Origin of the sequence: Stenotrophomonas sp. 22385, from assembly GCF_052045085.1 — a bacterium.
In the GTDB taxonomy this organism is placed as follows: domain Bacteria; phylum Pseudomonadota; class Gammaproteobacteria; order Xanthomonadales; family Xanthomonadaceae; genus Stenotrophomonas.
This window is the reverse complement of sequence record NZ_JBQEOG010000004.1, coordinates 148,670-172,857: the sequence shown is the minus strand read 5'-3', so window position 1 is coordinate 172,857 and position 24,188 is coordinate 148,670. Positions and strand designations below refer to the sequence as shown.

Sequence of the window (24,188 nt, the reverse complement as noted above, 5' to 3'; positions counted from 1 at the left end):
TGTCTCTTGAAATGTGATGGGCGAACGGGGACGCAGCGCGGCGCTGGCCGCACGGTTACTGCGGGAGCGTTTCGGTGAGGGCGGGGTAGTCGGTGTAGCCTTCCGCGCCACCGCCATACAGCGTGGCCGGGTTCAAGGCGTTCAAGGGCGCGCCGGTCTTCAAGCGTTCGACCAGATCCGGATTGCTGATGAAGGCACGGCCAAACGCGAACAGGTCGGCCTTGCCAGCGGCGAGATGCGCGTCGGCCAGTTCCAGGTCATAGCCGTTGTTGGCCAGGTAGGTGCCGCTGAAACGGCGGCGCAGGCCGTCGAAATCGAACGGGGCGACGTCGCGCGGGCCGCCCGTCGCGCCTTCGACCACATGCAGGTAGACGATGCCGAGCGCGCTGAGCTGATCGACGATGTAATCGTACTGGGGCTGCGGGTCGCTGAGGGTTGCGATGGCGTTGGCCGGAGAGACCGGCGAGATGCGCACGCCGGTGCGATCGGCGCCGATCTCAGCAGCCACCGATGCAGCCACCTCCAGCAGCAGGCGCGCACGGTTTTCGATCGAACCGCCGTAGGCGTCGGCGCGCTGGTTGGCGCCGTCCTTGATGAACTGTTCGAGCAGGTAGCCGTTTGCACCGTGGATTTCGACACCGTCGAACCCGGCGGCAATCGCATTGGCGGCAGCCTGGCGGAAATCGTGGACGATGGCGGGTAGCTCGTCGATCTCCAGGGCGCGCGGATCGGACACATCAACGAAGCCGTTGTGGACGAAGGTCTTGGTCTGCGCGCGGATCGCCGATGCGGACACGGGCGCGGCGTTGCCCGGCTGCAGGTCCACATGCGAGATGCGGCCCACGTGCCACAGCTGCACGAAGATGCGTCCGGCGCGTGCGTGCACGGCTTCGGTGACCGTGCGCCAGCCATCAATCTGATCCTGCGTGTAAAGCCCTGGGGTGTCCTGGTAGCTCTGGGCCTGCGCCGAGATCTGGGTCGCCTCGGTGATGATCAGGCCGGCAGAGGCGCGCTGTGCGTAGTAGGTGGCGGCCAGCGGGCTGGGCACCAGACCGGCACCGGCGCGGTTGCGCGTCAGTGGCGCCATCACGATACGGTTGGACAAGGTAAGCGGGCCAAGGGGATAAGGCTGGAAGAGCGGCGAAGTCGTCATGGGGGGGGGCAGGGTCGTGATCGTTGTGGGGTGACAAAGGCGGGCCAGCAGTGTCGCCGGCTGCAGGGTTTAATGATGATGACCGTAATCTTAGATGTCAATGGATTGATGATGACAATAATCTATCCGTGATAAACTCCGGATCCAGCAAGGCAGAGCATCAAGAGACAACCCGTATGAAGGTCACCAAGGCGCAGGCCCAGGCCAACCGGGCGCACATCGTCGACACCGCATCCACCCTGTTCAGGGAACGGGGCTACGACGGTATAGGCGTGGCAGACCTGATGGCGGCCGCGGGCTTTACCCATGGCGGCTTCTACAAGCACTTCGGGTCCAAGGGCGACCTGATGGCTGAGGCGGCGAGCTGCGGCTTTGCGAAATCGGCCCTTGCCGCCGCCGACATGGATGCGGCGAGCTTCATGAGCTACTACCTGTCCCGCCAGCACCGTGACACGCCAGGCCAGGGCTGCACCATGTCAGCTCTCGCTACGGACGCGGCGCGGCAATCGGATCAGGTCAAGGCAGCTTTTGCAGCCGGTATCGAGGCGCAGCTGGCCGTATCTCGATATCCAGAAGGCCAAGGAGACAGCCTCACACCCGGGCAGTTGCGTGCGCGGCGTATCGCCTTGATGGCCCAAGCGGTCGGTGCGCTGGTGTTGTCCAGGGCCTGCCCGGACGACTCACCGCTGGCGGACGAGATCCTGGATGTGTGCCGGGCAGACGTGCTGGCGCGGCTGTCGGGTGTACCCAACGGCTGACGCGTGCCGCTGTCTGCCTATCTCCCCAGCGCAATCGACCAGGTCAGAAATGCGGCCCAGGCCGGGAGGAAAAACAGCGTCCATCCCGCAAGCTGACGGAACCCGCGGCGGCCGAACACAGCGACCAGGAGCGCGAATGCCGGGCCCAGCACGCCGATCTCGATCAACAGGTTCCGCCAGAGATAGTAGTTGTCGAACGCCAGCGATCCAGCACTCGGAAGGACGCCGGTCGGAATGCTGACTCCGCCATCGAGAGGCCAGAACAGCGGAACAGGGCCCGCCCGCGTGGGCGGCTGATGGTGGCCGTGTGTGGTGGAGGTGAAGCCTCAGCCGAAGCGGGCAGGGGATCACGGCGCTCCATGGGCAGGACCAGCTGTAACAGCACCGGCACCTGAATCAGTCTCGCGGCATGTAAGCTCTACGGCCCGGAAGATATCTGCATCCTGCACGATGCGCTCGAACTGGGGATGGCCAAACCAGAAGCCCTGCATCAGGCTGATCCCAAGATCAGAAAGGCAGTGCGCCTCATCGCTGGTTTCTATCCCTTCGGCAATGACATCGATACCCAGCTGCCCGCACATGGCCATCACACCCGCCACGATCGCCCGCCGCGAGGGGCTCTGGTCGATTCCCCGAACCAAGGCCATGTCCAGCTTGACGATGTCGGGCTGGAAATCGGCGAGCAGGTTCAGGCCGGCAAAACCCGCGCCGAAATCATCGATGGCCGTCTTGAATCCAATACGCTTGTACTCGTTCAGGATCTCAGCCAGCCACTTTCCGTCGCTGATCCGCTCACCCTCCACGGTTTCGAAGATGATGCGCTCCACCGGAAATTTATGCCGAGCCGCCGCCTGGAGTGTGGAGCGTATGCAGACCTCGGGCCGGTAGATCGCGTTTGGCAGAAAATTGATCGAAAGCGCGGACTGCATCTGCAGCTGCGACGCGATCCGGATGGCCTTCTCACGGCAGGCCTGGTCGAACGAGTATCGATTCTCCGGCGTGATACGGGGCAATACTGAACCTGCGGGTTCGCCGGCCGGGCCGCGTACCAGCGCTTCGTGGGCGAATACCCTGCGGGCACGCACATCTACGATAGGCTGGAACGCGTAACTGAATTCGAACGGCAAGGGATCTGCGTTGCGGCAACGTCCACAGCCGGCGCGCAGATCGGTGGGTGTCATGCGGTTGATTCCGTGTCCGTGTTGGGGCCACGAGCATAAGGCAATGCCCATCAGGGCAATGTGGACGCCTCGCCTGGCGTGTCGGCCACGTGAACGCAGGCCTCGGCGCCATTGCCCATGCCGCAGGCCAGCTGCAGCGCCTCACGCGCCGCAGGCAACCGCCCGGCGGTGCGCAGTGCAGACGCCACCGCAGTGCAGAAGGCGGCGCTGGGCTGCTCGCGGCACAACAGGGCCACTTCGTCCAGCTGCTCATCGGGCAGGGTGGGTTCGCTGGGCATGTCCTTGGCCAGCTCGAACGCCTTGCCGACCCCCTGTATGCGCTCCGCATTGTCAGCCTGGCGGCAGGCCCCGGCATCGAACGCAGCATCGTCTTGCTGGCACACGTTCGGGCTGCTGGACGGGATGCTGTCGTCGGCCATGACCGTTGCGATTGCCCACTCGCTGCGTGCCATGAAATTGTAGTTCTCGATCAGACGCGTGCAGGCGGCCGGGATGCCCTCTCGGCACCATTGCCGGTAGCTGTCCACGCCGGCCCAGGACATTTGGCGCATGCAGCTGGCCACATCGGCACGGCAACTGTCCGGCGCGAACGTCGGCTCTGCCTGGCAGGCGGCCTCGCTGTCGAGCGTGTAGTGGTCCGTGTCGTCCTCGAGGTTGCGGCCATCGGCGCTGATCGACAGGGTCGCCATGCTGCGATCAACCAGGTTGGCTGTGAGCAACTGGTCGCCGTCGCGTTGGAGGTGATACGGCTCGGCGGCTTGGCCGGGCAGTTGGCGTTGCCCTTGCGCCGCGCTTTCCACCCGCAGTACCGCGCCACTATCCGCGTTCTTGTAGGTGCCACAGCGCAGCGACTGTGCGGCGGCGGGAAGGGACAGTGCAGCCGATGCAGCCAGCACGGCGAACAGGGCAATGCGCCTGCGGCGCAGGCGGTGTGAGGCAACAGCAGGGGGCACGGCATCATCCTTGAACGGAAATCAGAGCGCGTCGCGGGTTCGTGTCGGCACCGCACTCGCGTACGGCGCCGCAGTTACCCTTATCGGCTGCCGGCAGGATAGGGCGTCCGCGCAAAGATGCCAAGGATCAGTGAGATTCCGTGATCGGCGCCATCAGCCAGGCACTGTAGCCTCAGCCATCTTGGTGATCGCATCGTCAATGGTGAACGTGTTTGGCTTCTGGATCGGCGGGAATTCCTTGAACGTCTCCGCAAACGCGGCCGCAGCGTCCTGCGCGAGGAAGAAGAAGTAGCCGGTATGCATGTACCAGTCCCAGTAGCTGTTGGACGTGATGTCGGCGAACTCGAACGGGTCCGTGCGGAGGTTGAACAGCTTGGGCACGCGCAGCCGCGTGAACGGCTCTGCCCAAACTTCAAGCGTGCCCTTTGAGCGCTGTTCAAGGAACACGAACTTCCAGTTGTCGTAGCGCAGCGCCAGGATGTCCCCGTCATCGCTGATGTAGAAGAACAGCTTGCGCGGACCGTCAGGGTCCTTGCCGGTGATGTGCTCCAGAAGACTGCTGCCGTCGATGTGATTGCGATAGGTGCGGCCGATTGCCTGATAGCCCGCCTTGAGCTTGTCCACGATGTCAGGAGCCCCGGCCATCGCCAGGAAGGTCGGCAGCCAGTCATGGTGCTGGACGATGGCATTGGATACCGAACCGGGCTCGACCTGGCCGGGCCATCGCACCAAGAGCGGAATCCGAAAAGCGCCCTCCCAGTTGGTGTTCTTCTCGCTGCGGAACGGTGTGGTGCCGCCGTCGGGCCAGGTGTTGCGGTGCGGTCCATTGTCGGTTGAATACATCACCAGGGTGTCTTCGGCCAGACCGAGTTCATCGAGGTAATCGAGCACTTCACCCACCAGCTTGTCGTGGTCAACCATCGTGTCGTGGTAGTCCGACTGCCAGCGGCCTGCCTGGTCTTTGCTCTCCGGCTTGGGGTGGGTGATGAAGTGCATGTGGGTGGTGTTCAACCATACGAAGAAGGGCGTGTCGCTCTCATCCGCGCGCCGCATGAAATCCTTTGCCGCCTCGGCAAAATGGTCATCGATGGTTTCCATGCGCTTGCGGGTCAGCGGCCCGGTATCCTCGATCTTCTGGCGCCCCACGCGGCCCCACCGTGGCTCCTCGGTGGCGTCATCCTCAGCGGTCGCCCAGCTGTGGATCACCCCGCGCGGCAGGAAGCGGTCGCGGAAGCGTTTGTCCGTGGGGTAGTTATGGTCCTCGGGGTCTTCCTCGGCGTTGAGGTGGTAAAGATTGCCGAAGAACTCATCGAACCCATGGTTGGTGGGCAGCATGTGGTTGAGGTCGCCCAGGTGGTTCTTGCCGAACTGGCCGGTGGCGTAGCCCTGCTCCTTCAGCAGGGCGGCAATGGTGACGGCCTTGTCGGTCATGCCCACCGGTGCCCCGGGCATGCCAACCTTGGAAAGCCCCGTCCTCAGCACGCTCTGGCCGGTGATGAAGGAGGAGCGCCCCGCCGTGCAGCTCTGCTCGCCGTAGCTGTCGGTGAACAGCATGCCTTCGCGTGCGAGCCGATCAATGTTTGGGGTCTGGTATCCCATCAATCCCCGCGAGTAGCAGCTGAGGTTGGTGATCCCGATGTCGTCACCCCAGATGACGAGGATGTTGGGCTTCTTGGCGGTACTTGACATGGCTGTTCCGGGGCAGGGACTGGTGGCCAGAATGTTCGGGCGGGCCAAGTGTCGACAACCGTGTTTCTACTGGCCTGGGCTCAGTAAGTCTTCGCCCCGCCAGGTCTGAGCGGGTGGACCCAGAACGATCTCGCTAATCGCCATCGAGGGCGTAGGCCGCATGCACCAACGCCAGGTGACTCAAGCCCTGTGGTGTGTTGCCCAGCCCCTGCTCAGCCTGCGGGTCCCACATCTCCGACATCAGGCCCACGTCGTTCTGTACCCGAGCCAACAACGATTCGAACAACCGCGTAGCTTCGTCCGCTTCGCCCAGCAGGCCGTAGGCTTCCACCATCCAGAACGCGCAGCTGATGAACGTGCCCTCGCTCCCTTGCATGCCGCTGTAGCGCCAAAGCAGGTCACCGCTCTGGTCCGACAGCTCGCGACGGATCGCCTCGCGGGTGGAGACAAATCGCGCCCGGCGCACCTCGGCAAGCCCGAAGCGCGACGCCAACATCAGGCTGGCGTCCAGCCGGTCATTGCCGGCGTGCATTACGTAGCTTTGCCGGCCTTCGTCCCAGCAATGCTCGTCGATCCACTCCAGGACGCGTTCCTTCTCGCGCTTCCAGCGTGGAAGCCGGGCAGTGGTGATGTGTCCCTGCTCGGCCAGCTCGCAGGCGCGTCGCAGCGCCATCCAGCACTCCACTTTCGACATGGTGTAGTGCTGCGGGTCTTCCAGCTCCCAGAAGCCGTGGTCCTCCCGCATCCAACTGTCGGCGCACTCGTCGGCCAGCTCGAACAGCAGGCGCGCAGTGGCCGGGTCCAGAACGTGGCCGGCGGCGACCATCCGGCTTGCCATTTCCAGTACGTCGCCATAGGCACAGGTCTGCAACTGGTCAGTAGCGGTGTTGCCGATACGCACCGGTTGGCTGTTCCGATACCCGGGCACATCAATGTAGCGTTCCTCTTCGACGCGATCGCCTCGCAGCGTATAGCAGGGCGAGAGACCCGGTCGATGTCGGCCAATGGTGGTCATCAGCCAGCTGAAGCCGGCCTTGGCGTCGGGCAGGGCGCCCGCGCGAAGGAAGGTCTTGATCACGTAGGCCGCGTCGCGCACCCAGGCATAGCGATAGTCCCAGTTCTTGTCCCCGCCCATGCGTTCGGGCAGCGAGGCGCTTACCGCAGCAGCAATGGCGCCGGTGGGAGCAAACCACAGGAACTTCAACGCCAGTGCTGATCGGATCACCTCTGCATGGCGGCTTGCATGGCAGTGCAGATCGTCCACCCATTCACGCCATTCCCGGTCAGAACGGTCAATACGGGTGTCGATGTCGGCCAAAGGTGGGACGGGGAGTACTTCGTCCTGGGAGACCAGCAGTGCAATGACTTCCCGGCGCCCCGCAGCAAGCCTGAGACTGCCACGTACTTCACGGTCGTCGCAGTTATCGATCTCCACCCTCTCAGAATGGCGCAGCATTGTCATTACGGGGCCGGCATGATGCACGCGTCCATTGGGGGTGTCGCTCATCCAAGGCGTGCAGGTACCGGCACGGGTGCCAGGCTGGTAAAGCAGATCGAAGGTAACTTCCCCCTCGATGCCTTCCACCCGGCGAGCGAGCTCCGACCAAGGCAGCCGACCGGCGGGGCCGCTGTTTAGCGACTCGGTCACGCGAGCCAGGCCGGTCGCGGTGCGGACGACAGTCTCCAATACGTTACTGTTATCACGGTAGCGCCGCTGGACCTGCTGAGTGTCCCGGGCCTGCAGGACAAAGCGACCGCCGGCAGGGGCATCCAGCAGACGGTCGAGCAATGGGGGAGCGTCCATGCAGGGGGCGCACCACCAATCAATGCTGCCATCCGGCGCGATGAGCGCGCTTGAGCGCCCATCGCCGAGCGCGGCATACGCGTGGATGGGCGCATACCCGTCCGGGTCTCGCTCCACGCGCACCTTGTCGATATCTCCAGCCCCAGCGGTCACGGCAGCAGCATGCCGCTGGTGGCGCTCAGTACCCCCTCATCAATACGGGTCATTTGGTCGGCCAGGAGATCAGAGGGTGACGGCGCCGCCGGAGATGGTGAGCAGCGCTCCGGAGGTGTAGCTGGCGCTGTCGGCCGCGAGCATCACGTACGCAGAGGCCAGCTCGGCCGGCTGGCCGGGACGACCAAAGGGCGTCTGGCTGCCGAACTGCTCGACTTCTTCCGCAGCCATCCCGGCTGGAATGAAAGGCGTCCAGATCGGGCCGGGTAACACCGCGTTGACACGAATTCCTTTCTCGGCAAGAAGACCGGCCAGACCGATGGTCAGGTTGGCGAGCGCGCCCTTGGTGGCCGAATAGGGAAGGATGTTGGGCGTGGGCTTCTTGGAGTTGACCGACGCGGTATTGATCACCGAACCTCCATCCTCCAGATGTGGCACGCACAGGCGGGTGAGATTGAACACGGCATGCACGTTCGTCTCGAATGTTCTGCGCCAGTCCTCCAGGGTGATGTCGTCGAATGACTCGTAATAGCGCTGGTACGCAGCGTTGTTCACCAGGATGTCCAAGCCGCCGAGTTCGGCCGTGACCTGCTTGATGAGCGCCGCAGCCTGCGCGTCGTCGCTTATGTCGCAGGGGCACAGGACGGCTTTCTGGCCCGCCGCTTCGATCAGGGCGCCAATGCGGGCGGCATCCTTCTCCTCCCCCTCAAGGAACGCAATCGCTACGTCCGCCCCCTCGCGGGCGTAGGCGATGGCCACTGCGGCACCGATGCCACTGTCGCCGCCGGTGATCAGAGCTTTCTTTCCCCTGAGAAGGCCGTGGCCAACGTAGCTGTCCTCACCATGGTCCGGCCGAGGATCAAGCTTGTCAGTCTTCCCAGGAAAGGACTGCTGCTGGGCTTTGAAGGGCGGTTTTGGATAGTTGGGCACGGGCATGGGCTGAGCCTCCAGGGGGTTGAAGAACGGCCAGTGTGCGGTCGGGATGGTAAACGTCGCGGCCCAGCGGTGTAGATGTGATGTGCAGGCTCAGGGGCATGCTGCAGATGTGGAGCGGTCCTGTTCGCCCATTCTTCACTGGAGCATCGCTTAGCGGCAATGCCTCGATCGCTAGGGTGTCTTTCCTCCAACCGAAAGAGTAGAAACCGATGGCCGAAATCAAAGAAAACCTGATGGACTGGCTGCGTGACGCACACGCGATGGAACAGCAAGCGGAAACCATGCTCAAGGGGCAAGCGTCCCGCATCGAGCACTATCCTGTTCTGAAGGCCCGCATCGAAGAGCACATTCAGGAAACGATCGGCCAGCGCGAGCTGCTGGAAGGCTGCATCAAACGGCTGGGCGGTTCGCCCTCCACCATCAAGGACGTCATGGGCAAGATGGCTGCATTCGGCCAGGCGGTTGGTGGGATGACTGCATCTGACGAGATTGTCAAAGGGGCAATGGCCGGTTACGTGTTCGAACATTTTGAAATCGCGTCTTACACCGCCCTCATCGCTGCAGCAAAGACAGCGGGTGACGCCGAAACCGCGCGGGTTTGCGAGGAGATTCTGGTGCAGGAAGAGGCAATGGCGGAATGGCTGGCCGCTCACCTCCCGGAAATCACAGAAGAGTTCATGGTTCGCGACGCCACGCCAGGTGTCGAGGCCAAGAAGTAAGTCCTGAAATCAACCGTCCCATCGGAGCGTGCTATGCCCTCCGATGGGTCTGACGGTTCTTGTAAGTCCAGCAACGCCAGAACTCGTGGACAGCCGGCACGCCGGTCAGGAACAGGGTCGGCAGAAAGGCGAACAGCCACAGAGCCAGCGGTCTGGGGTGCAGCATGAATGGGGAGCCATAAGCCTCGCTGGGCATCGACCAGTAAATGGCCCCTGCCGCTATCCACGGGGCGATATCCAGAATGCTGTGGACGTGCTGCTCCAGAGGCTGGATGGCGCGCTTGGGATATGCAACGCGCGTATCCCAGTAGCCTGTCACTGCGTGCAGGGTCACCAGCGCAAGGAGCAAGGCGAAAACAGCCGGCGAAGCTTGAAAGCTGAGCCACAGCGTTGCCGCCAACCCGAGGATGGCGATCTGGACCAGATGCAGTCTGGACTCCCGCAGGCCTGAAGTGGATTCGATGCTGCTGGCTCAATGGAGCGAGAAATCCAAGGCTCCGGCGATTAACCAGACCAGATACAGGATATGCCAGATCAACATGTTCCATCATGATCAGGGGCGCCAGGAAACAGCACTTGAATGGGGTCTGACGTTCATGGTCAATCTGATGCCGACCGCAGGTCGATCAACTGGCAGGGTAGGCCACAGCACTGCAAGGTGGTGTGTTCGTCTTAGTGTCGAGATTTGACGGGTCATTGACGCAGTCCTGACGCGGCGTGCCCTCGCCGCGGCGGATAGTCCGCGGACGAAACCCATTCCTGACACGAGAATTCACCATGACCGATGACAAGAAGAACTCCGGTAGCCCGGACCGGGACCGCATCAACGTCAACGAAGATTACGAGCTCCGGTATTGGACCAAGGCCTTGGGCGTCAGCGCCGAAGAGCTCCGAGCGGCGGTCAAAGCCGTTGGCCCAACAGCAGCGGCCGTGCGTGACCACCTTGGCAAGTAGCACGGAGTAGGGCATGTCCCTCACCGAGTACCGCCGCAAGCGGAGCTTCGACAAGACCAAAGAGCCAGAGCCAGGGAAGACGCTGCCATCCGGGCAACGGGCGATCTTCGTGGTGCAGCTTCACCACGCCAGCCGCCGGCATTACGACTTCCGGCTTCAGGTGGGTGACGCGCTCAAGAGCTGGGCCGTTCCCAAGGGACCGAGCTATGACCCGAAGGTCAAGCGCATGGCGGTGGAGGTAGAGGACCATCCCGTGGATTACGCAGGCTTCGAAGGTGAGATTCCGAAGGGGCAATACGGCGGCGGCCATGTCGCCCAGTTTGATCACGGTGTGTGGGCCACCTCGGGTGATCCGGAAGCCCAGCTGGCCAAGGGGCATCTACGGTTCGAGTTGTTCGGCACCAAGCTCAAAGGCGGTTGGCACCTGGTCCGCTCGGGCAAGCCAGCCAGGCGGCCGCAATGGCTCCTGTTCAAAGAGGACGATGCCTTCGCGAGCGATGTGGAGGCGGATGACCTGCTGGGTGACGTCACCGCACCGCCTCCGGAAGATCTGAAGCGGGCAGGGGCCGGCAAGGCCCAAAAGAAAAAGCTCACAGCCGTCGCATTGCCAAAGATGGGCGGTCGCAAGAATTGGGCGAAGAAGGCCGCCGGGCTGACCAAGGCCAGGAAGGCCATGCCGCCAGACGGGCCCTTCGAACCGCAGCTGGCCAAGCTCGGTGAGTCCCCACCCCAAGGTGAGCACTGGGTGCATGAGATCAAGTGGGATGGCTACCGCATACTGACCACCATTGCCGACGGCCAAGTGCGCCTCTGGTCACGCAATGGGTTGGAATGGACCGAAAAGATTCCCGAAATCAGAGATGCCGTTGCAGCCCTTGGGCTGAAGTCGGGGGCGCTGGACGGGGAGCTCATCGCCGGCAACGGCACGAAAGAGGACTTCAACCTCCTCCAGGCCACTTTGTCCGGAGAACGGCAGGGCACGTTGGCGTATGCCTTGTTCGATCTGCTGCACATTGATGGAATAGACGTAGCCGATGCACCCCTTCTGGAGCGTAAGGAACTCCTCCAGGAGCTGTTGGAGGGGAACCCCGGGCACCTGGCTTACAGCTCCCACATCGAGGGCGATGGGGAATCGGCCTTCCAGCTTGCCGGCGAGCGCCACTTTGAAGGCATCATCTCAAAGCGTGCGGACCGGGCCTACCACGGCGGCCGCAGCGAGGATTGGAAGAAGACCAAGCAGCTGGCCAGCGATGAATTTGCAGTGGTGGGTTATACCGCTCCCAAGGGTAGCCGCTCGGGCTTTGGGTCGCTGCTCTTGGCCAAGCCTGACCCGAAGCACGGGTGGCTCTATGTCGGCAGGGTAGGTTCGGGCTTTTCCGACGTACTGCTTAAAGAGATAGGCCAGCTGATAGGCCGAGCCGGAGGAAAGACGCCTACCGCCTATGTTCCGACCAAGGACACCGACCTCCGCTCGGCCACGTGGTTTGAACCGAGATTCGTGGTGGAGGTTTTCTATCGCGGCATTGGCGGGCAGCAACTGCTCCGGCAATCCTCACTCAAGGCGATCCGGCGGGACAAGGACGTGGCCGACCTGGCCGACTCGGACAGGGCGGCCCCGGTCGAAAAGCCCGTCGATGCCATGGAGCCTGCAAGCGCTGGCAGGCGGCTCAAGACGGCCTTACTGCCAGGCAGTGCCCCGGCAGTGGCAGAGGGCCGCACGCCCCCCGCGCTGTCCAGTCCGACCAAGGTCATCTTTCCTGACATCAAGGCCACCAAGCAGGACGTGTGGGATTACTACACCGCCGTGATGGACCGCCTGTTGCCCGAGGTCATTGGTCGCCCCTTGTCGATCATCCGGTGCCCGAGCGGCACCGCCAAGCCGTGTTTCTTCCAGAAGCACCATACGGCAGGCCTGGAGCTGGTGGATTCGGTTCGGTTGAAAGAAGACAGCGGCATCAACGCCCACTATCTGGTGGTCCGGGATGCAGCCAGCCTGCTTGAGCTGGTTCAGTTCAATGCACTGGAGTTCCATCCATGGGGCAGTCACGCAGAAGCGCCGGACAGGGCCGACCGCGTGGTCTTTGACCTGGATCCCGGCCCGGACGTGCCGTTCTCCGACGTCAAGAAGGCGGCCTTGGATATCCGCAAGCTGCTCGAACAGCTGGAACTGGAGTCGTTCCTGCGGGTGTCGGGAGGGAAGGGGTTGCATGTGGTGGTGCCGTTGAACCCGGGTTGCGATTGGGACCTGACCAAGCGGTTCGCCAAGGGGTTTGCCGACGCGTTGGCACAGTCAGAGCCCACCCGGTTCCTGGCCACGTCGACCAAGAGCATGCGGAACAAGCGCATCTTCGTGGACTACCTGCGTAACGGCCGCGGGGCGACCGCAGTCGCGTCCTACTCCCTGCGGGGTCGGCCGGGCGCCCCGGTGGCGATGCCCATCGCCTGGAGTGAGCTGTCGAAGCTGAGCCGAGCCGATGCCTTCACCATGAAGGACGTGCCGGCGAAACTGGCGCGACGCAGGAAAGATCCTTGGGCGGACATCGACACGATCCAGCAGAACCTGGCCCGCTGGGCGCAGGACGATTGATCCTGCCTGCCCTGCAACCTATCTGGAGTGAACCGCCATGCATCGATCCATCCTGTCCGCCGCAGCCGCGCTCGCTCTGACCGCCTGTGGAGGCGGAAACACCGAGTCCAGCGTGCAAGCCCCCGGAGCCGACGAAACGGCGAAGACCAAGGCGCTGGAGACCGGCGCGGCGGTGCTGCAGGACCGGCCGCCCATCGAGGCCATCAACGCCTACCTGGACGGCTTCCATTTCTACAACGGCAAGATGGACGTGCAGATGGAAGCGCACCACTACTGCTCGATCCTCAATGAGGATGTCATCCAATGCACCATCTATGATGGGAATGTCAAAGACGCCAAACTGATGGGCGTGGAATACATCATCAGTGAAACGTTGTTTGCCGGGCTCCCTGAGCAGGAGAAGGCCCTGTGGCACAGCCACGTCCAGGAAGTGAAATCGGGCCAGCTGACGGCGCCCGGGATTCCTGAGGTTGCCGAGCATGAGCTGATGGAAAAGCTTGTCCGTACGTACGGGAAAACCTGGCATACCTGGCACACCGACCTGGACAAGGACCTTCCGCGCGGCATGCCCCAGTTGATGATGGGCTTCACGGCCGATGGCCAGGCCGACCCGGCGATGGTGGCCGCTCGCGACGCGCGGCTTGGTGTCAGCAGCGATGACAAGCGAAAGCGCCGCGCCGACATAGCGACGCCCACGATCGACCCGGGCGCAGACGCTTGGCAGAAGGGCACCGTAATTCAGATCGAAGACGCCAGCGGGGCGCAAGCCCATGACACGGAAAGCAGGGTACGTAGGCCTTCCAGGCCCGATGTGAACGCGAAATCGAATGGCTCAAGCAGCCAGTGACCACCTCACGGTCCATGCATGGCGTTTACACCAAGTTGATGAAGCAGGCCGGGCGGGGCCTCCCTGAAGAGGTCAACGCCACGCTCACGCGGCCCGCACGAGGCTGATCCTATCGTCACTGGCACCCCTTGCACTCAGGGGCCGACGAAGGAAGTGGGCGAGCGGACATGTGGAAAAAGAATGGCCTTTCGATAGTCTTGTTCCTGCTGCTGATTGGGTCTTTGCTCGGGCAGGTGTGGAGCGGGTTTCTCACGCACAACGAAGAACTGCGTGAGGCACATCGACCGCTGCTGGATCTCTGGAGTTATCTGCACAGTGGACACTTCGTCAGCGCGACGTTTGAGAATTGGGAGAGCGAGTTTCTGCAGATGGGGATGTATGTACTTCTGACCGTATCGCTCAGGCAGAAGGGATCTGCCGAGTCTCGCCCGCTGTCTGAGAGCGAGGAGCATGAGCGCGTCGAAGACGGCCCAACCCCGTGGCCTGTCCGCAAGGGCGGCGTGTGGAAAATTCTGTATGGGCATTCCCTGGCCATCGCGTTCACGCTGCTGTTCGTTGTGAGCTTCTGCCTGCACCTGGCGGGAAGCTGGCGAAGTGAGGTTGATGAAAGCGTGTCCAAAGGCCTTCCCGCGCCCACTGCATTGGAACACCTCTTCAGCAGCAGCTTCTGGTTTGAGTCCTTCCAGAACTGGCAAAGCGAGTTCCTGGCCGTACTGGCCCTGGTGGTGCTGACCATCTTCCTTCGCCAGAAAGATTCGCCGCAATCAAAGCCCATGGCAGCCCCGCACAGTCAAACGGGAGATTGAAGGCTGGACTTGTTTATGGAAAGGGAGCGGCACACGGTGCCGCTCCTTGGTTGCAGCTGACGGATCAGGCAGCCTTCACGGCCTTGGCGTTGCCCCCGGCCTTGGCGATCATCGTCAGCTTCTCGTCGGTTGCCTTCTCCTCTTCGAGGGTCTCCAGCAGCAACGGGAGGGCATCCTTGTAGCCAAGCTGCTTGGCAAGCGCGGCGATCGTGCCGTAGGACGCGATCTCGTAGTGCTCCACCTTCTGTGCGCCGCCAATCAGGGCCGCATCGCGCACAGGGCCTTCCTCGATGCTGTCGATGGCCTCCTTGCCTTCCTCGACCAGGCCCTCCATGGCGGCGCACTTGATGCGCTTGAGCCGGATGCCGAGCAATTCCACGACCTTATCGATGCGCTCGATCTGGCCCTGGGTTTCCTCCAAGTGGGTTTCGAACGCCGCCGCCAGGTCCGGATTGGTCGCGGCACGGGCCAGGCGCGGCAATGCCTTGGTGAGCTGCTTTTCGGCGCTGTAGATGTCCGACAGCTCGTGGATGAACAGGTCTTCTGCAGTCTTGATCGCCATTCTGGTTCTCCGGGTAGTGCCAAGTGGAGCACCAAACCTAGGCCCCTTGCCGTGAGTGCCGCGCGCAGGGCCGTGAAGTGTTCTACACAGTGGTCGGCGCGTCACTTTTCAGGCGACGGGCTGTCGCCCCGTTCATGCCACGACGGAAGTTCCAGCGCGTGGCCCTTGAGGATGGCTGTGATGCGCGCGTGCACGTATCTCCTCTCGTGGTCGTCGCACAGATCCAGAATCTCCGCCGCCAGCAGCTCGAACTGTGGCCAGAACTGCGCCGGATGGCGTGTGTGCGACAACCAGTGCGCCAGCATCTCATCCAGCGCGTCCAGCCGTGCCTGTATGTCGGGACGGACGATCATCCCGGCGGTGCCTCAAGGTCAAGCGCCACACGGTAGTGGTGACCATCATCGCGGAGCTGGACGGTCAGGTCCGGCTGCAGCACGTCATCCACATGCAGGGTGGGCTGTCCCCGCGCAGTTCGGGTCACCACGAACTCGTAGCGGCTGCGGCCGAACCGGTAGCTCAGTTCGAACGACGGCCAGTGATCGGGCAGGCACGGTGCGAGCGACAGCCGATCGCCCTGGCGGCGGATGCCCAGCAGGGATTCAACCAGCAGGCGATACATCCACCCGGCCGAACCGGTGTACCAGGTCCAGCCGCCTCGGCCCACGTGCGGTGATACCGCGTAGACATCGGCCGCCAGGACATAGGGCTCCACGCGGTAGGTCTGCACCGCCTCCGCGTCCAGCGCGTGGTTGAGGGGGTTGATCATGCCGGCCAACTCCCAGGCGCGCGTCGCATCGCCCTGGTGTGCAAATGCCATGGCTGCCCATACCGCCGCGTGGGTGTACTGGCCGCCATTCTCGCGCACGCCCGGTACGTAGCCCCGAATGTACCCGGGGTCCTCTGACGTCTTGTCGAAGGGCGGGTCGAGCAGCTGGACCAGCTGGGCATTCTTTCGAACCAGATGCGTGTACAGGGAGTCCAGCGCCTGCTGGGCACGCTCGGGCGCGGCAACGCCGGAAAGCACCGACCAACTCTGCGAGATCGAATCGATGCGGCATTCCTCGCTCTGTTTCGATCCCAACGGGGTGCCGTTGTCGAACCACGCGCGGCGATACCATTCGCCGTCCCAGGCATGCTGCTCCAGGTTTTGGCGCAGGGTGTCGGCCTGCTCCTGGCACCAGTGCGCGCGGTGTTCATCGCCACGCGCATTGGCCAGCGCGATGAAGCGCCGCAGCGTGTCATGCAGGAAGAAGCCCAGCCACACGCTTTCACCGCGCTGCTGGTCGCCGACGCGGTTCATCCCGTCGTTCCAGTCGCCGCTGCCCATCAATGGAATGCCGCGTTCGCCGAGCAACCGGCAACCGCGCTCGAGCGCGAGCACGCAGTGCGCATACAGCGTCCCGCGCAGCGCCGACGGGGTCGGCATGTCGTAGTAGCTTTCCTCCTCCAACGTCACCGCGCGCCCTTCGATGAAGCCGATCATTTCGTCCAGCACGGTGGCGTCGCCGGTGACCTCCAGGTAGCGGCAGGCGCCCTGAGGCAGCCAGAGATAATCGTCCGAGCAGCGGGTGCGCACACCGCGGCCCTGCGGCGGGTGCCACCAGTGCATGACATCTCCCTCGGCGAACTGGTGGGCAGCGCACAGCAGCAGGTGTTCGCGGGCCAGGTCCGGGCGGGCGTGGATGAGCGCGAGCACATCCTGCAGCTGGTCGCGGAAACCAAACGCGCCGCCGGACTGGTAGTAGCCACTGCGCGCCAGGTAACGGCTGCCCAGGGTCTGGTAGACCAGCCAGCCATTGGCCAGCGCATCCAGCGCCGGGTCGGGGGTGCGCACCTGCACGCTGGCCAGCACATGGCGCCAATGAATGCGTACAGCGTCCAGCGCATCGTTGGCTTCGTGGGCGCCCTGGCGGCCACGCACGAGCGCGAGGGTTTCGTCGCGGTCGCGACCCGCGCCAAGGCGGAACGTGGTTTCACTGCGCTCGCCCGGCGCCAGCTCCAGCGGCACCTGCAGCGCCGCGCACGGGTCCAGGCCCGCGCCGGAACGCCCACCCAGGCGTTCGCGACGCAATGCCGCCGGTGCGTGCAGGCCGCCGTTGCGGCCGATGAACTCCAGGCGGTCGCAGGTCCACCCGCTGCCTTCGGCATCGGTATCGAAGAACGCCATGCGGCCGCCGAAATCGGTGTTGTAGGTGTTGCGCGCCAGCAGCGCGCCGGTCTGCGGGTCGCGCTCGGTGACCACGTGCATGCGTGACTTCGCGCGCAGGTCACCCATCACCCATTCCACGTAACCAATGGCCGACAGCCGCCGTGGCCTGCCCGACAGGTTGTGCAGCCGAAGGACCGAGTACTTCAGCGGCGCGGCGACGTCGACGAACACCCACAGCTCGCTGACGATGCCGTCCTCGATGTGTTCGTACACCGTGTAGCCGAATCCGTGACGCGTACGGTACGCCCCGGTACCCCGACGCGGCAGCGGCATCGGCGACCAGACGCGCCCGGTGTCCTCGTCGCGCACGTAGAAGGCTTCGCCGCCGGTGTCGGACACCGGGTCATTGAGCCAGGGCGTCAAGCGGAATTCGTGCGCGTTCTCGAACCACGTGTAGCCGGGCGCACTTTCGCTGACCACCGTGCCCAGGCGGGCATTGGCGATCACGTTGGCCCAAGGCGCCGGTGTCGGGGCACCTTCGCGCAGCACCACCACGTATTCGCGGCCGTCGTCGCTGAAGCTACCGGTCCCGTTATCGAACTGACCGGCGCCACGGTAGGGCAGGAACGGCCACGGGTCGTCCACGTCTTCGTCGTGTGCGGGCGCCGGGGGCAGGCCGGGCTCAACGCTCGGGTCGGCGATGATGGGCAGCCCTGGCGTTTCCTCCATCGAGAGTTCCAGTTCTTCCTGCACCGCCTGCGGTACCAAGGCCGGAATCCGTTTCGCGGGGGAGGCTTGGCGACCCACCTGCGCAACCAGCGTGCCGTCTTCGTCGCTGATCACCGCGCGTGCCACCGCCTGCAGCAGGATGCGGTCCTCGTGGGTCATGTTCTGCACCGGCCGCACGAAGATGCCGCCGGGGCGGTCGAGCAGGCCCGTTTCCGAGCTGGCGGCCACCATCCCCAGGATCTGGTCCTGCAGCTCCTGCCGGTAGCCGGCCTTGCTGTCGTTCCAGATCACCAGGTCGGTGTTGAGGCCCTTCTGGCGCCAATAGGCATGCGCCTGCACCAGCTGCCGGACCAGCTCCACGTTCTCGGCGTCGGTGACCTTGAGCAGCACGATGGGCAGATCCCCCGAGATGGCATGGCCCCACAACCCGGATTGTCCGCGCTGGTTCTGCTGGAGGACGGTGGCGCCCGCCCGCAGCAGCGGGTTGGCATACAGCACGTGGCTGGCCAGACGCTCATAGAGCTGCGCCTCGGCCTGGGTGGCGTTGATCTGCCGGCGCACCACCTGGCTGTGGGTCCAGGCCAGGTCGAACACGCGGTCGGCCAGGCGGCGGTCACGGTATTTGTCCAGCAGCGCCTCGCAACCGGGGCGGTCGGCGCCGATGCCGTAGACCATGTCCAGCTGCACGGTCTGCTCGGGTTCCAGTACCACCCGCACGCGGATGGCCACGATCGGGTCGAGCACCGAGCCGTCGCTGCCGGAGAGGTCGGTATCGGTGGTCAATGCCTGCGGGGTGCGCGGCGTGTTGCCACGTCCCAGGAAGCGCGCCCGGTCGGTTTCGTAGGAAATCGCCGCCACCTCGGCGTCATGCACCGCCACCAGATGGAACATCCACGGTGGCACTTCGTCGTGCGACCGCGGCCGGCGCGTGCACAGCACGGCCTGCTTGGCGGCCACGATCTCGCTCTGCACGAACAGGTTGCTGAAAGCCGGATGCGCATCGTCAGCGGCCGCCGGTGCCAGCACCACTTCGGCATAGGTGGTGATTTCCACAGTACACGCGCGACGGCTGCGGTTGGTCAGGCGCAGGCGCCGGAGTTCGATGTCGTCCTCGGCGGAGATGGCCACCTGCAGGTGGCTCTCGCAGCCATGCAGGGCGCCACGGAACTCGGCCTTGGCGTCGGTGAAGATGGCCTCGTAGTTGTCCATCGGCACGCAGGTGGGCTGGTAGGCGGCCGACCAGAAGTCGCCGCTGTCCACGTCGCGCAGGTAGCAGAAGGTGCCCCAGGCATCGGTGGTGCCGTCCTCGCGCCAGCGCGTGAGCGACAGGTCGCCGTGGCGGCTGTAGCCACCGCCGGCATGGGTGAGCATGCCGTGGTAGCGGCCGTTGGACAGCAGCTGCACTTCCGGGCGCGGGCCACCGGGCTTGCGCAGCACGCGCAGGGAGGTCTCGTCCTGCGCCGTGGCGGCGTGCTCGCCCAGCGATTCGACTTCATGCGGGTGGAACACGCCGACGCGCGGAATGCGCTCCTGCAGCAGCAACAGGGTGGCCTGGAACTCGACATCGGCCACGAAGCGGCGCTGCATCGGCTGGTCGCGCAACAGGTAATCCAGCGACAGCAGGCCCATGCCCTGGTGGTGGGCCATGAACGAACGCAGCAGAACGTGGTCGTGCCCCGGCGGCACGCGGGCGGGGGTGTAGTCGATCGCTTCGTACATACCGAAGCGCCCGGCGAAGCCCAAGCCTTCCAGCGCCTGCAGATTCTGGCAGGCCGCTTCCGGCGCCACCATCAGCGCCATCATGCTGGCGTAGGGCGCGATGACCCGGTCCTGGCCCAGGCCGCGCTTGAGCCCCAACCCCGGCACGCCGAACGCGCGGTACTGGTAGTTCAGGCGCGCATCGACGGCGTTGTAGCCGGACTCGGACACGCCCCACGGCAGGTTCAGGCTGCGGCCGTAGACGATCTGAGCTTCCACCGCATGCCGCGCGGTCTGGTCGAGCAGGGTGTCCGGATAGCTGGGCATCACCAACTGCGGCATGAGGTACTCGAACATCGAGCCACTCCACGACAGCAGCGTCGGGGTGCCGTTGACCTCGGTCAGCAGGCGGCCGAGCGCGAACCAGCTCTCCTGCGTCAGCTCGCCTTGGGCGATGGCCACGAAGGCGCACAACCGCGCTTCGGAGGCGAGCAGGTCGTAGAAGCTGTTGTCGAGGCGGTGGTCGTCCACGTTGTAGCCGATGGAGAGCAGGTTGCGGGAGCGGTAGAACAGGAACCCGTATTCCATCAGCGAGAACTGCCCGGCGCGGTGTGCCAGGTCCTCCAACTGCGCGATGCGCGTGCGTGCGTCGGCACCGGCGGTACCGGGCAGGGCGGCCAGCTGGCGCAGGGTGGGTACCGGCGCATCGGCATCCGCACTGGCATCGACCGGGATATCGGCGAGTGCCGCACATGCAGCGTGACATTCGGCAGCGAAAAGGTCCGGCCAGTGCAGGTCGCCGTCCTCGGGCGAGGGCGGTGCCGGCCACTGCGCCAGTACGGCGTCGGCCAGGCTGGCCAGCTCCTGCAAACGGGCCAGCGCTTCGGCGGCACCGCGCGGCAGGTCCGCCCGCGTTGCCACCAGGCGCTGGCGAAGGTGGTTCAGCGCGTCGGCCAGCGGCGCGTCACCAGGGCGCAGGCGCAGCCGCTCCTCGTCCAGCACGCCGAGGGTATCGGCCAGGCCATCGAAGGTGTGCGGCGCCAGCACCGGCGCGTCCACCAGTGCCAGCAGCCCCTGGCGCAGCGTAAGCAGGTGGCCGGCAAGATTGCCGCTGTCCACGGTGGAGACGTAGCGCGGCGGCAGCGGCGCCAGGGTTTCGGTGTCGTACCAGTTCAGGAAGTGGCCGCGGTGGCGCGGCAGCTGGTCCAGCGTGCCGAACGCGAGCGCGGTGCGTTCCGCGACCGCACCCTGCTGCAGATAGCCGAAATCCCACGCAGACAGATTGGCCAACAGGGACAGGCCGATGTTGGTCGGCGAGGTGCGCCGCGCCACCACCAGCGCCGGATGCTCCTGGATGTTGTCCGGCGGCAGCCAATGATCCTGCTCGCGCACCCAGGCCTGGAAGAACGACCAGGTGCGCCGTGCCAGCCGGCCAAGGAACGCCCGCTGCGTGACCGACAGTTCGGCAACGATCTCGGCCGGCGGCCGGCCCAGCCACGCCATCAACCCAGGCGCGAAGGTCCACGCCAGCAGGAAGGGCAGCGCGAGCGGCAGCGCCTGCGGGCGCAGGGCAGCCACCACCGCCACCAGCGCGAGCGCCAGCAGCGACCCTGGTGCCATCACCCGCCATTCCGCGCCGCGATCGCCGCCCAGGCGGCGCTCGACTTCGCTGGAGGGGTTCCACTGCAGCAGGTGGCGGCGCGTGATGGCCATGCGCCACAACGTGCGCAGCACCGCGCCGCCGGCCAGCAGTGCTTCGTAGGGCAGGCAGGCAATCTGCGTGGCGGCGCGCAGCAACGACTGCAACGTACCGCGTCCAACCTTGATGTAATGCGCTTCCAGCGGGGTGTCGTCCGGCACGCTCAGGGCATCGCGCAGCATGCCGATCAGCGGCGGCGCGAACCACAGCGCCAGTACCCATGCAGTCCATGCAGCCGGGTTGTCGGCGTACAGCCAACCCGCCACCAGCAGGACCAGCGCCGCGATCGGCACAAGACTCCGGCGCAGGTTGTCCAGCAGCTTGCCACGCGACAGCAGGCTGAGCCGGTTGCGTTCCCAGCCTGATCCCGCGCGCGGGGTCCACGGCATCAGCCAGGGCAACAGCTGCCAGTCGCCACGGATCCAGCGCGCACGGCGCTTGGCGTCGGCGGCATAGCGTTCGGGGTAGTCCTCGTACAGGCGCACATCGCTGACCAGGCCCGCGCGGGCATAGCAGCCTTCCAGCAGGTCGTGGCTCAGGATGCGGTTCTCGGGCAGGCGGCCCTCAAGCGCATGTTCGAAGGCTTCCACGTCATAGATGCCCTTGCCCACGAACGAGCCTTCGTCGAACAGGTCCTGGTAGACGTCCGAGACCATGCGCGTGTAAGGATCGATGCCGGGTTCGCTGCCGAACATCCGGGCAAAGCGCGAGGTGCGGCGCCGGCCCAGGCTGGTGCCCACGCTGGGCTGCAGAATGCCGTAGCCCTCAACCACACGCTGCAGCGCGGGATCGAAGCGCGGCCGGTTGAGCGGGTGGGCCAAGGTGGCGACGAACGCACGCGCCGCATCGCGCGGCAGCTGCGTGTCCGAATCCAGAGTGATGACATAGCGCACACCGAGCAGGACCGCCGCGTCGCCGACGATGCGCATGAACGCGCTTCCATCGCCATGGCGGAGCAGGGCATTGAGCGCGGCCAGCTTGCCGCGCTTGCGCTCGTGACCCATCCACACGCCTTCACTGGGGTTCCACTGCCTGGGGCGATGCAGCAGGTAGAAGCGATCGCCGCGCTCGGACGCGTAGCGCTGGTTCAATCCCTCGATGCGCTGCGCGGCGTGCGCAAGCAGGGCGTCGTCGGTCGGCAACTGCGCTTCTGCGGCGTCGAGGAAGTCGGTCAGCAGCACGAAGCGCAGCTGGGGATCGCGGTTGGCCAGGAAGCGGACCTCCAGCGCTTCGACCAGGACATCGATGCCGTCGATACTCGACAGCATCGACGGTACCGCTACCACGGTGGCGCAGGCCTCAGGAATGCCTTCACTGAAATCCAGCTTGGGCAGCGGCTTGGGGGCGACCAGCACGGTCGCAGTCCAGTTGACCAGCACGATGCCCAGCTCACTGAACACCAGCAGCCCGAGCAGGGCAGCCAGCCAGGTGGGAACCTCGCCACTGCCGGTGGCCAGCAGGCCCCAGGTGGCCAGCACCGCCAGCAGGGTGATCGGCAGCAGGTACAGCGCAAGCGGCACGCGATGCGCCAGTCCCCGTGCCTTGCGGTGGCGTGGCGCGGCGTCAGCCACCGCGTCAACGGTGGTATGCAGGCCTTCGCCGACCAGCCAGTAGCCGACATGCGTGCGTGGACCGTCGGGCGGGGTAGCGGCGCGCGCCAGGTCCAGCGCAATGGTGGCAACGCGTTCCTCGGCGATGCGGCTGCCCCGGGCGATCTTCTCTACTACGTGGCGATAGGCGTCTCGGGTACCAAAGTCCATCCGCGGATAGACGGCCATCGGGTCTTCGCGCAACCGCTGCTCGACCACACTCATGTCTTCGACAAAGGTGCGCCAATCCATGGTGGAGAGAAAACGCAGGCTGCCGATGCTGTTGCTGATGGACACCTGGTCGGACGCCTGCTGCTGCCCCTCGGCGGCAACCAGCTCCTCGATGCGCTGCCCGGACGCTGCTGCCCACTGTTCCAGCCAGGCGATGGGCATGGCCCATGCGCCACCACGGCCCTGCAATGAACGGGTCAGTTCGGCGATGAATGCGCCGGTCAATGGCGGCTCGGAGCGGGCCATGTCGGCCACCACGAGCACCACATCGGTAGGCGTATCGGACGCCGCGCGATTGAGTTCATCCGCCCACTGCGAGGCAAGGCGCCGGTCCTCCCCATCGCGCATCACGCGCGCGGCCATCCGCCGCAGGTTTTCGAGCAGCGCCAGGCGCAGCATGATCGGAACCGCCCACAGTTCGCCCAGGCTCAGCGGCGCGAGCGACTGATAGGAGGCGATGAAGCGGCCCAGCGTATCGCCGTCAATACGGCCGTCGCCGTGCGCGATGGCCTGCATCGACAGTTCATATACGCGCGGCAGCCCGGCCGAGGGGCCGGTGGCAAGCGAAGGCAGCTGCCGGCTGTAGCCACGCGGCAGGTGGCGCCGCGCGGTCTGGATCTGTTCTTCGACCAGGTAGTAGTTGTCGAGCAGCCATTCACCCGCCGGGGTGACCGGGCGCTGTTCGCGCACCACGGTGCTGAGCAGGGTGTTGGCGTCCTGCAGGACGCGTTCGTTGGCCTGCAGGCGCTCGAGCAGGCGTTCCGGGCTGGGCCGCATGCGCACGCGGTGCTGGCGCGCAAGCGCGCGGCCGTAGACCTCCATCTGTTCAACGCTGTACAGCGCAGCCCGCAGCGGGCCCTCGGTGGCCTCGATGGCCGGGGCCGAGGCCTGCCGCTCACGCCAGCGCCAACGAACGAGCCGCCGCAGGCGAAGCCAACGGCCGAATAGACGACGAAGGTGGGGCATAGGGTACCGGGGGGGAGGCTGGTTG

General features: G+C 64.9%; 17 protein-coding genes. 6 read left to right on the top strand and 11 right to left on the bottom strand.

Translation table 11 applies throughout. From position 1 onward, the window contains the following. Window positions 1-55: 55 nt before the first annotated feature. Window positions 56-1,153: an alkene reductase gene (locus ACTJI4_RS09255; protein ID WP_440869141.1), complete on the bottom strand. Its 1,098-nt coding sequence runs from the start codon at window positions 1,151-1,153 to the stop codon at window positions 56-58. A 176-nt stretch (window positions 1,154-1,329) separates the two neighbouring features. Here ACTJI4_RS09255 and ACTJI4_RS09250 point away from each other — a divergent pair, with 176 nt between their 5' ends. Further along, on the top strand, window positions 1,330-1,911 hold the full coding sequence (locus ACTJI4_RS09250; RefSeq protein WP_392923841.1) for a TetR/AcrR family transcriptional regulator: 582 nt from the start codon (window positions 1,330-1,332) through the stop codon (window positions 1,909-1,911). A 17-nt stretch (window positions 1,912-1,928) separates the two neighbouring features. Here ACTJI4_RS09250 and ACTJI4_RS09245 read toward each other — a convergent pair whose 3' ends face one another. From ACTJI4_RS09245 to ACTJI4_RS09220, 6 genes are all read right to left on the bottom strand, one after another. Beyond that, window positions 1,929-2,078 (bottom strand): hypothetical protein, encoded by a 150-nt coding sequence (locus ACTJI4_RS09245; RefSeq protein ID WP_392923839.1) that lies wholly within the window; start codon window positions 2,076-2,078, stop codon window positions 1,929-1,931. Between the two features lie 180 nt (window positions 2,079-2,258). Continuing rightward, the gene (locus ACTJI4_RS09240; protein WP_440869140.1) at window positions 2,259-3,092 is read right to left on the bottom strand and encodes an EAL domain-containing protein; all 834 of its coding nucleotides are present in this window, start codon (window positions 3,090-3,092) and stop codon (window positions 2,259-2,261) included. Window positions 3,093-3,142: 50 nt separating this feature from the next. Further along, entirely contained in the window at window positions 3,143-4,045 is a 903-nt protein-coding gene (locus ACTJI4_RS09235) for a hypothetical protein (protein WP_440869139.1), read from the bottom strand. A 153-nt stretch (window positions 4,046-4,198) separates the two neighbouring features. Then, window positions 4,199-5,734, bottom strand: a complete 1,536-nt coding sequence (locus ACTJI4_RS09230) for an arylsulfatase (RefSeq protein ID WP_392923834.1) — start codon at window positions 5,732-5,734, stop codon at window positions 4,199-4,201. A gap of 133 nt (window positions 5,735-5,867) precedes the next feature. Then, window positions 5,868-7,670 carry a glycoside hydrolase family 15 protein gene (locus ACTJI4_RS09225; protein ID WP_440869265.1) on the bottom strand — a complete coding sequence of 601 codons (1,803 nt, stop codon included), beginning with the start codon at window positions 7,668-7,670 and terminating at the stop codon, window positions 5,868-5,870. Between the two features lie 90 nt (window positions 7,671-7,760). Further along, window positions 7,761-8,627, bottom strand: a complete 867-nt coding sequence (locus ACTJI4_RS09220; RefSeq protein ID WP_440869138.1) for an SDR family oxidoreductase — start codon at window positions 8,625-8,627, stop codon at window positions 7,761-7,763. Between the two features lie 209 nt (window positions 8,628-8,836). Between ACTJI4_RS09220 and ACTJI4_RS09215 the strand changes: the two genes are divergently transcribed. Beyond that, on the top strand, window positions 8,837-9,346 hold the full coding sequence (locus tag ACTJI4_RS09215) for a ferritin-like domain-containing protein (RefSeq protein WP_392923826.1): 510 nt from the start codon (window positions 8,837-8,839) through the stop codon (window positions 9,344-9,346). Window positions 9,347-9,377: 31 nt separating this feature from the next. On the opposite strand, the gene ACTJI4_RS09210 is transcribed toward ACTJI4_RS09215, so the two are convergent. Continuing rightward, window positions 9,378-9,695 carry a hypothetical protein gene (locus ACTJI4_RS09210; RefSeq protein ID WP_440869137.1) on the bottom strand — a complete coding sequence of 106 codons (318 nt, stop codon included), beginning with the start codon at window positions 9,693-9,695 and terminating at the stop codon, window positions 9,378-9,380. Window positions 9,696-10,123: 428 nt separating this feature from the next. Between ACTJI4_RS09210 and ACTJI4_RS09205 the strand changes: the two genes are divergently transcribed. From ACTJI4_RS09205 to ACTJI4_RS09190, 4 genes are all read left to right on the top strand, one after another. Further along, window positions 10,124-10,300: a DUF3606 domain-containing protein gene (locus ACTJI4_RS09205; protein WP_392923821.1), complete on the top strand. Its 177-nt coding sequence runs from the start codon at window positions 10,124-10,126 to the stop codon at window positions 10,298-10,300. 13 nt (window positions 10,301-10,313) lie between these two features. Next, complete coding sequence (gene ligD, locus ACTJI4_RS09200) at window positions 10,314-12,887, top strand: DNA ligase D (RefSeq protein ID WP_440869136.1); 2,574 nt, start codon at window positions 10,314-10,316, stop codon at window positions 12,885-12,887. A 37-nt stretch (window positions 12,888-12,924) separates the two neighbouring features. Next, entirely contained in the window at window positions 12,925-13,734 is an 810-nt protein-coding gene (locus ACTJI4_RS09195; RefSeq protein WP_440869135.1) for an OBAP family protein, read from the top strand. Between the two features lie 167 nt (window positions 13,735-13,901). Further along, complete coding sequence (locus tag ACTJI4_RS09190; protein ID WP_440869134.1) at window positions 13,902-14,540, top strand: DUF6766 family protein; 639 nt, start codon at window positions 13,902-13,904, stop codon at window positions 14,538-14,540. A gap of 64 nt (window positions 14,541-14,604) precedes the next feature. Here ACTJI4_RS09190 and ACTJI4_RS09185 read toward each other — a convergent pair whose 3' ends face one another. From ACTJI4_RS09185 to ACTJI4_RS09175, 3 genes are all read right to left on the bottom strand, one after another. Beyond that, entirely contained in the window at window positions 14,605-15,102 is a 498-nt protein-coding gene (locus ACTJI4_RS09185) for a YciE/YciF ferroxidase family protein (RefSeq protein WP_392923810.1), read from the bottom strand. 101 nt (window positions 15,103-15,203) lie between these two features. Next, window positions 15,204-15,455 (bottom strand): hypothetical protein, encoded by a 252-nt coding sequence (locus ACTJI4_RS09180; protein ID WP_440869133.1) that lies wholly within the window; start codon window positions 15,453-15,455, stop codon window positions 15,204-15,206. After that, window positions 15,452-24,163 carry a GH36-type glycosyl hydrolase domain-containing protein gene (locus ACTJI4_RS09175; RefSeq protein WP_440869132.1) on the bottom strand — a complete coding sequence of 2,904 codons (8,712 nt, stop codon included), beginning with the start codon at window positions 24,161-24,163 and terminating at the stop codon, window positions 15,452-15,454. The genes ACTJI4_RS09180 and ACTJI4_RS09175 overlap by 4 nt, the downstream gene beginning before the upstream one ends. Between the last annotated feature and the right edge of the window lie 25 nt (window positions 24,164-24,188).

What these genes read in the sequence shown, in the direction of transcription:
- ACTJI4_RS09255 (WP_440869141.1), bottom strand. Translation starts at nt 1,153, where the DNA reads ATGACGACTTCGCCGCTCTTCCAGCCTTATCCCCTTGGCCCGCTTACC.
- ACTJI4_RS09250 (WP_392923841.1), top strand. Translation starts at nt 1,330, where the DNA reads ATGAAGGTCACCAAGGCGCAGGCCCAGGCCAACCGGGCGCACATCGTC.
- ACTJI4_RS09240 (WP_440869140.1), bottom strand. Translation starts at nt 3,092, where the DNA reads ATGACACCCACCGATCTGCGCGCCGGCTGTGGACGTTGCCGCAACGCA.
- ACTJI4_RS09230 (WP_392923834.1), bottom strand. Translation starts at nt 5,734, where the DNA reads ATGTCAAGTACCGCCAAGAAGCCCAACATCCTCGTCATCTGGGGTGAC.
- ACTJI4_RS09220 (WP_440869138.1), bottom strand. Translation starts at nt 8,627, where the DNA reads ATGCCCGTGCCCAACTATCCAAAACCGCCCTTCAAAGCCCAGCAGCAG.
- ACTJI4_RS09215 (WP_392923826.1), top strand. Translation starts at nt 8,837, where the DNA reads ATGGCCGAAATCAAAGAAAACCTGATGGACTGGCTGCGTGACGCACAC.
- ACTJI4_RS09205 (WP_392923821.1), top strand. Translation starts at nt 10,124, where the DNA reads ATGACCGATGACAAGAAGAACTCCGGTAGCCCGGACCGGGACCGCATC.
- ligD (WP_440869136.1), top strand. Translation starts at nt 10,314, where the DNA reads ATGTCCCTCACCGAGTACCGCCGCAAGCGGAGCTTCGACAAGACCAAA.
- ACTJI4_RS09195 (WP_440869135.1), top strand. Translation starts at nt 12,925, where the DNA reads ATGCATCGATCCATCCTGTCCGCCGCAGCCGCGCTCGCTCTGACCGCC.
- ACTJI4_RS09190 (WP_440869134.1), top strand. Translation starts at nt 13,902, where the DNA reads ATGTGGAAAAAGAATGGCCTTTCGATAGTCTTGTTCCTGCTGCTGATT.
- ACTJI4_RS09185 (WP_392923810.1), bottom strand. Translation starts at nt 15,102, where the DNA reads ATGGCGATCAAGACTGCAGAAGACCTGTTCATCCACGAGCTGTCGGAC.
- ACTJI4_RS09180 (WP_440869133.1), bottom strand. Translation starts at nt 15,455, where the DNA reads ATGATCGTCCGTCCCGACATACAGGCACGGCTGGACGCGCTGGATGAG.
- ACTJI4_RS09175 (WP_440869132.1), bottom strand. Translation starts at nt 24,163, where the DNA reads ATGCCCCACCTTCGTCGTCTATTCGGCCGTTGGCTTCGCCTGCGGCGG.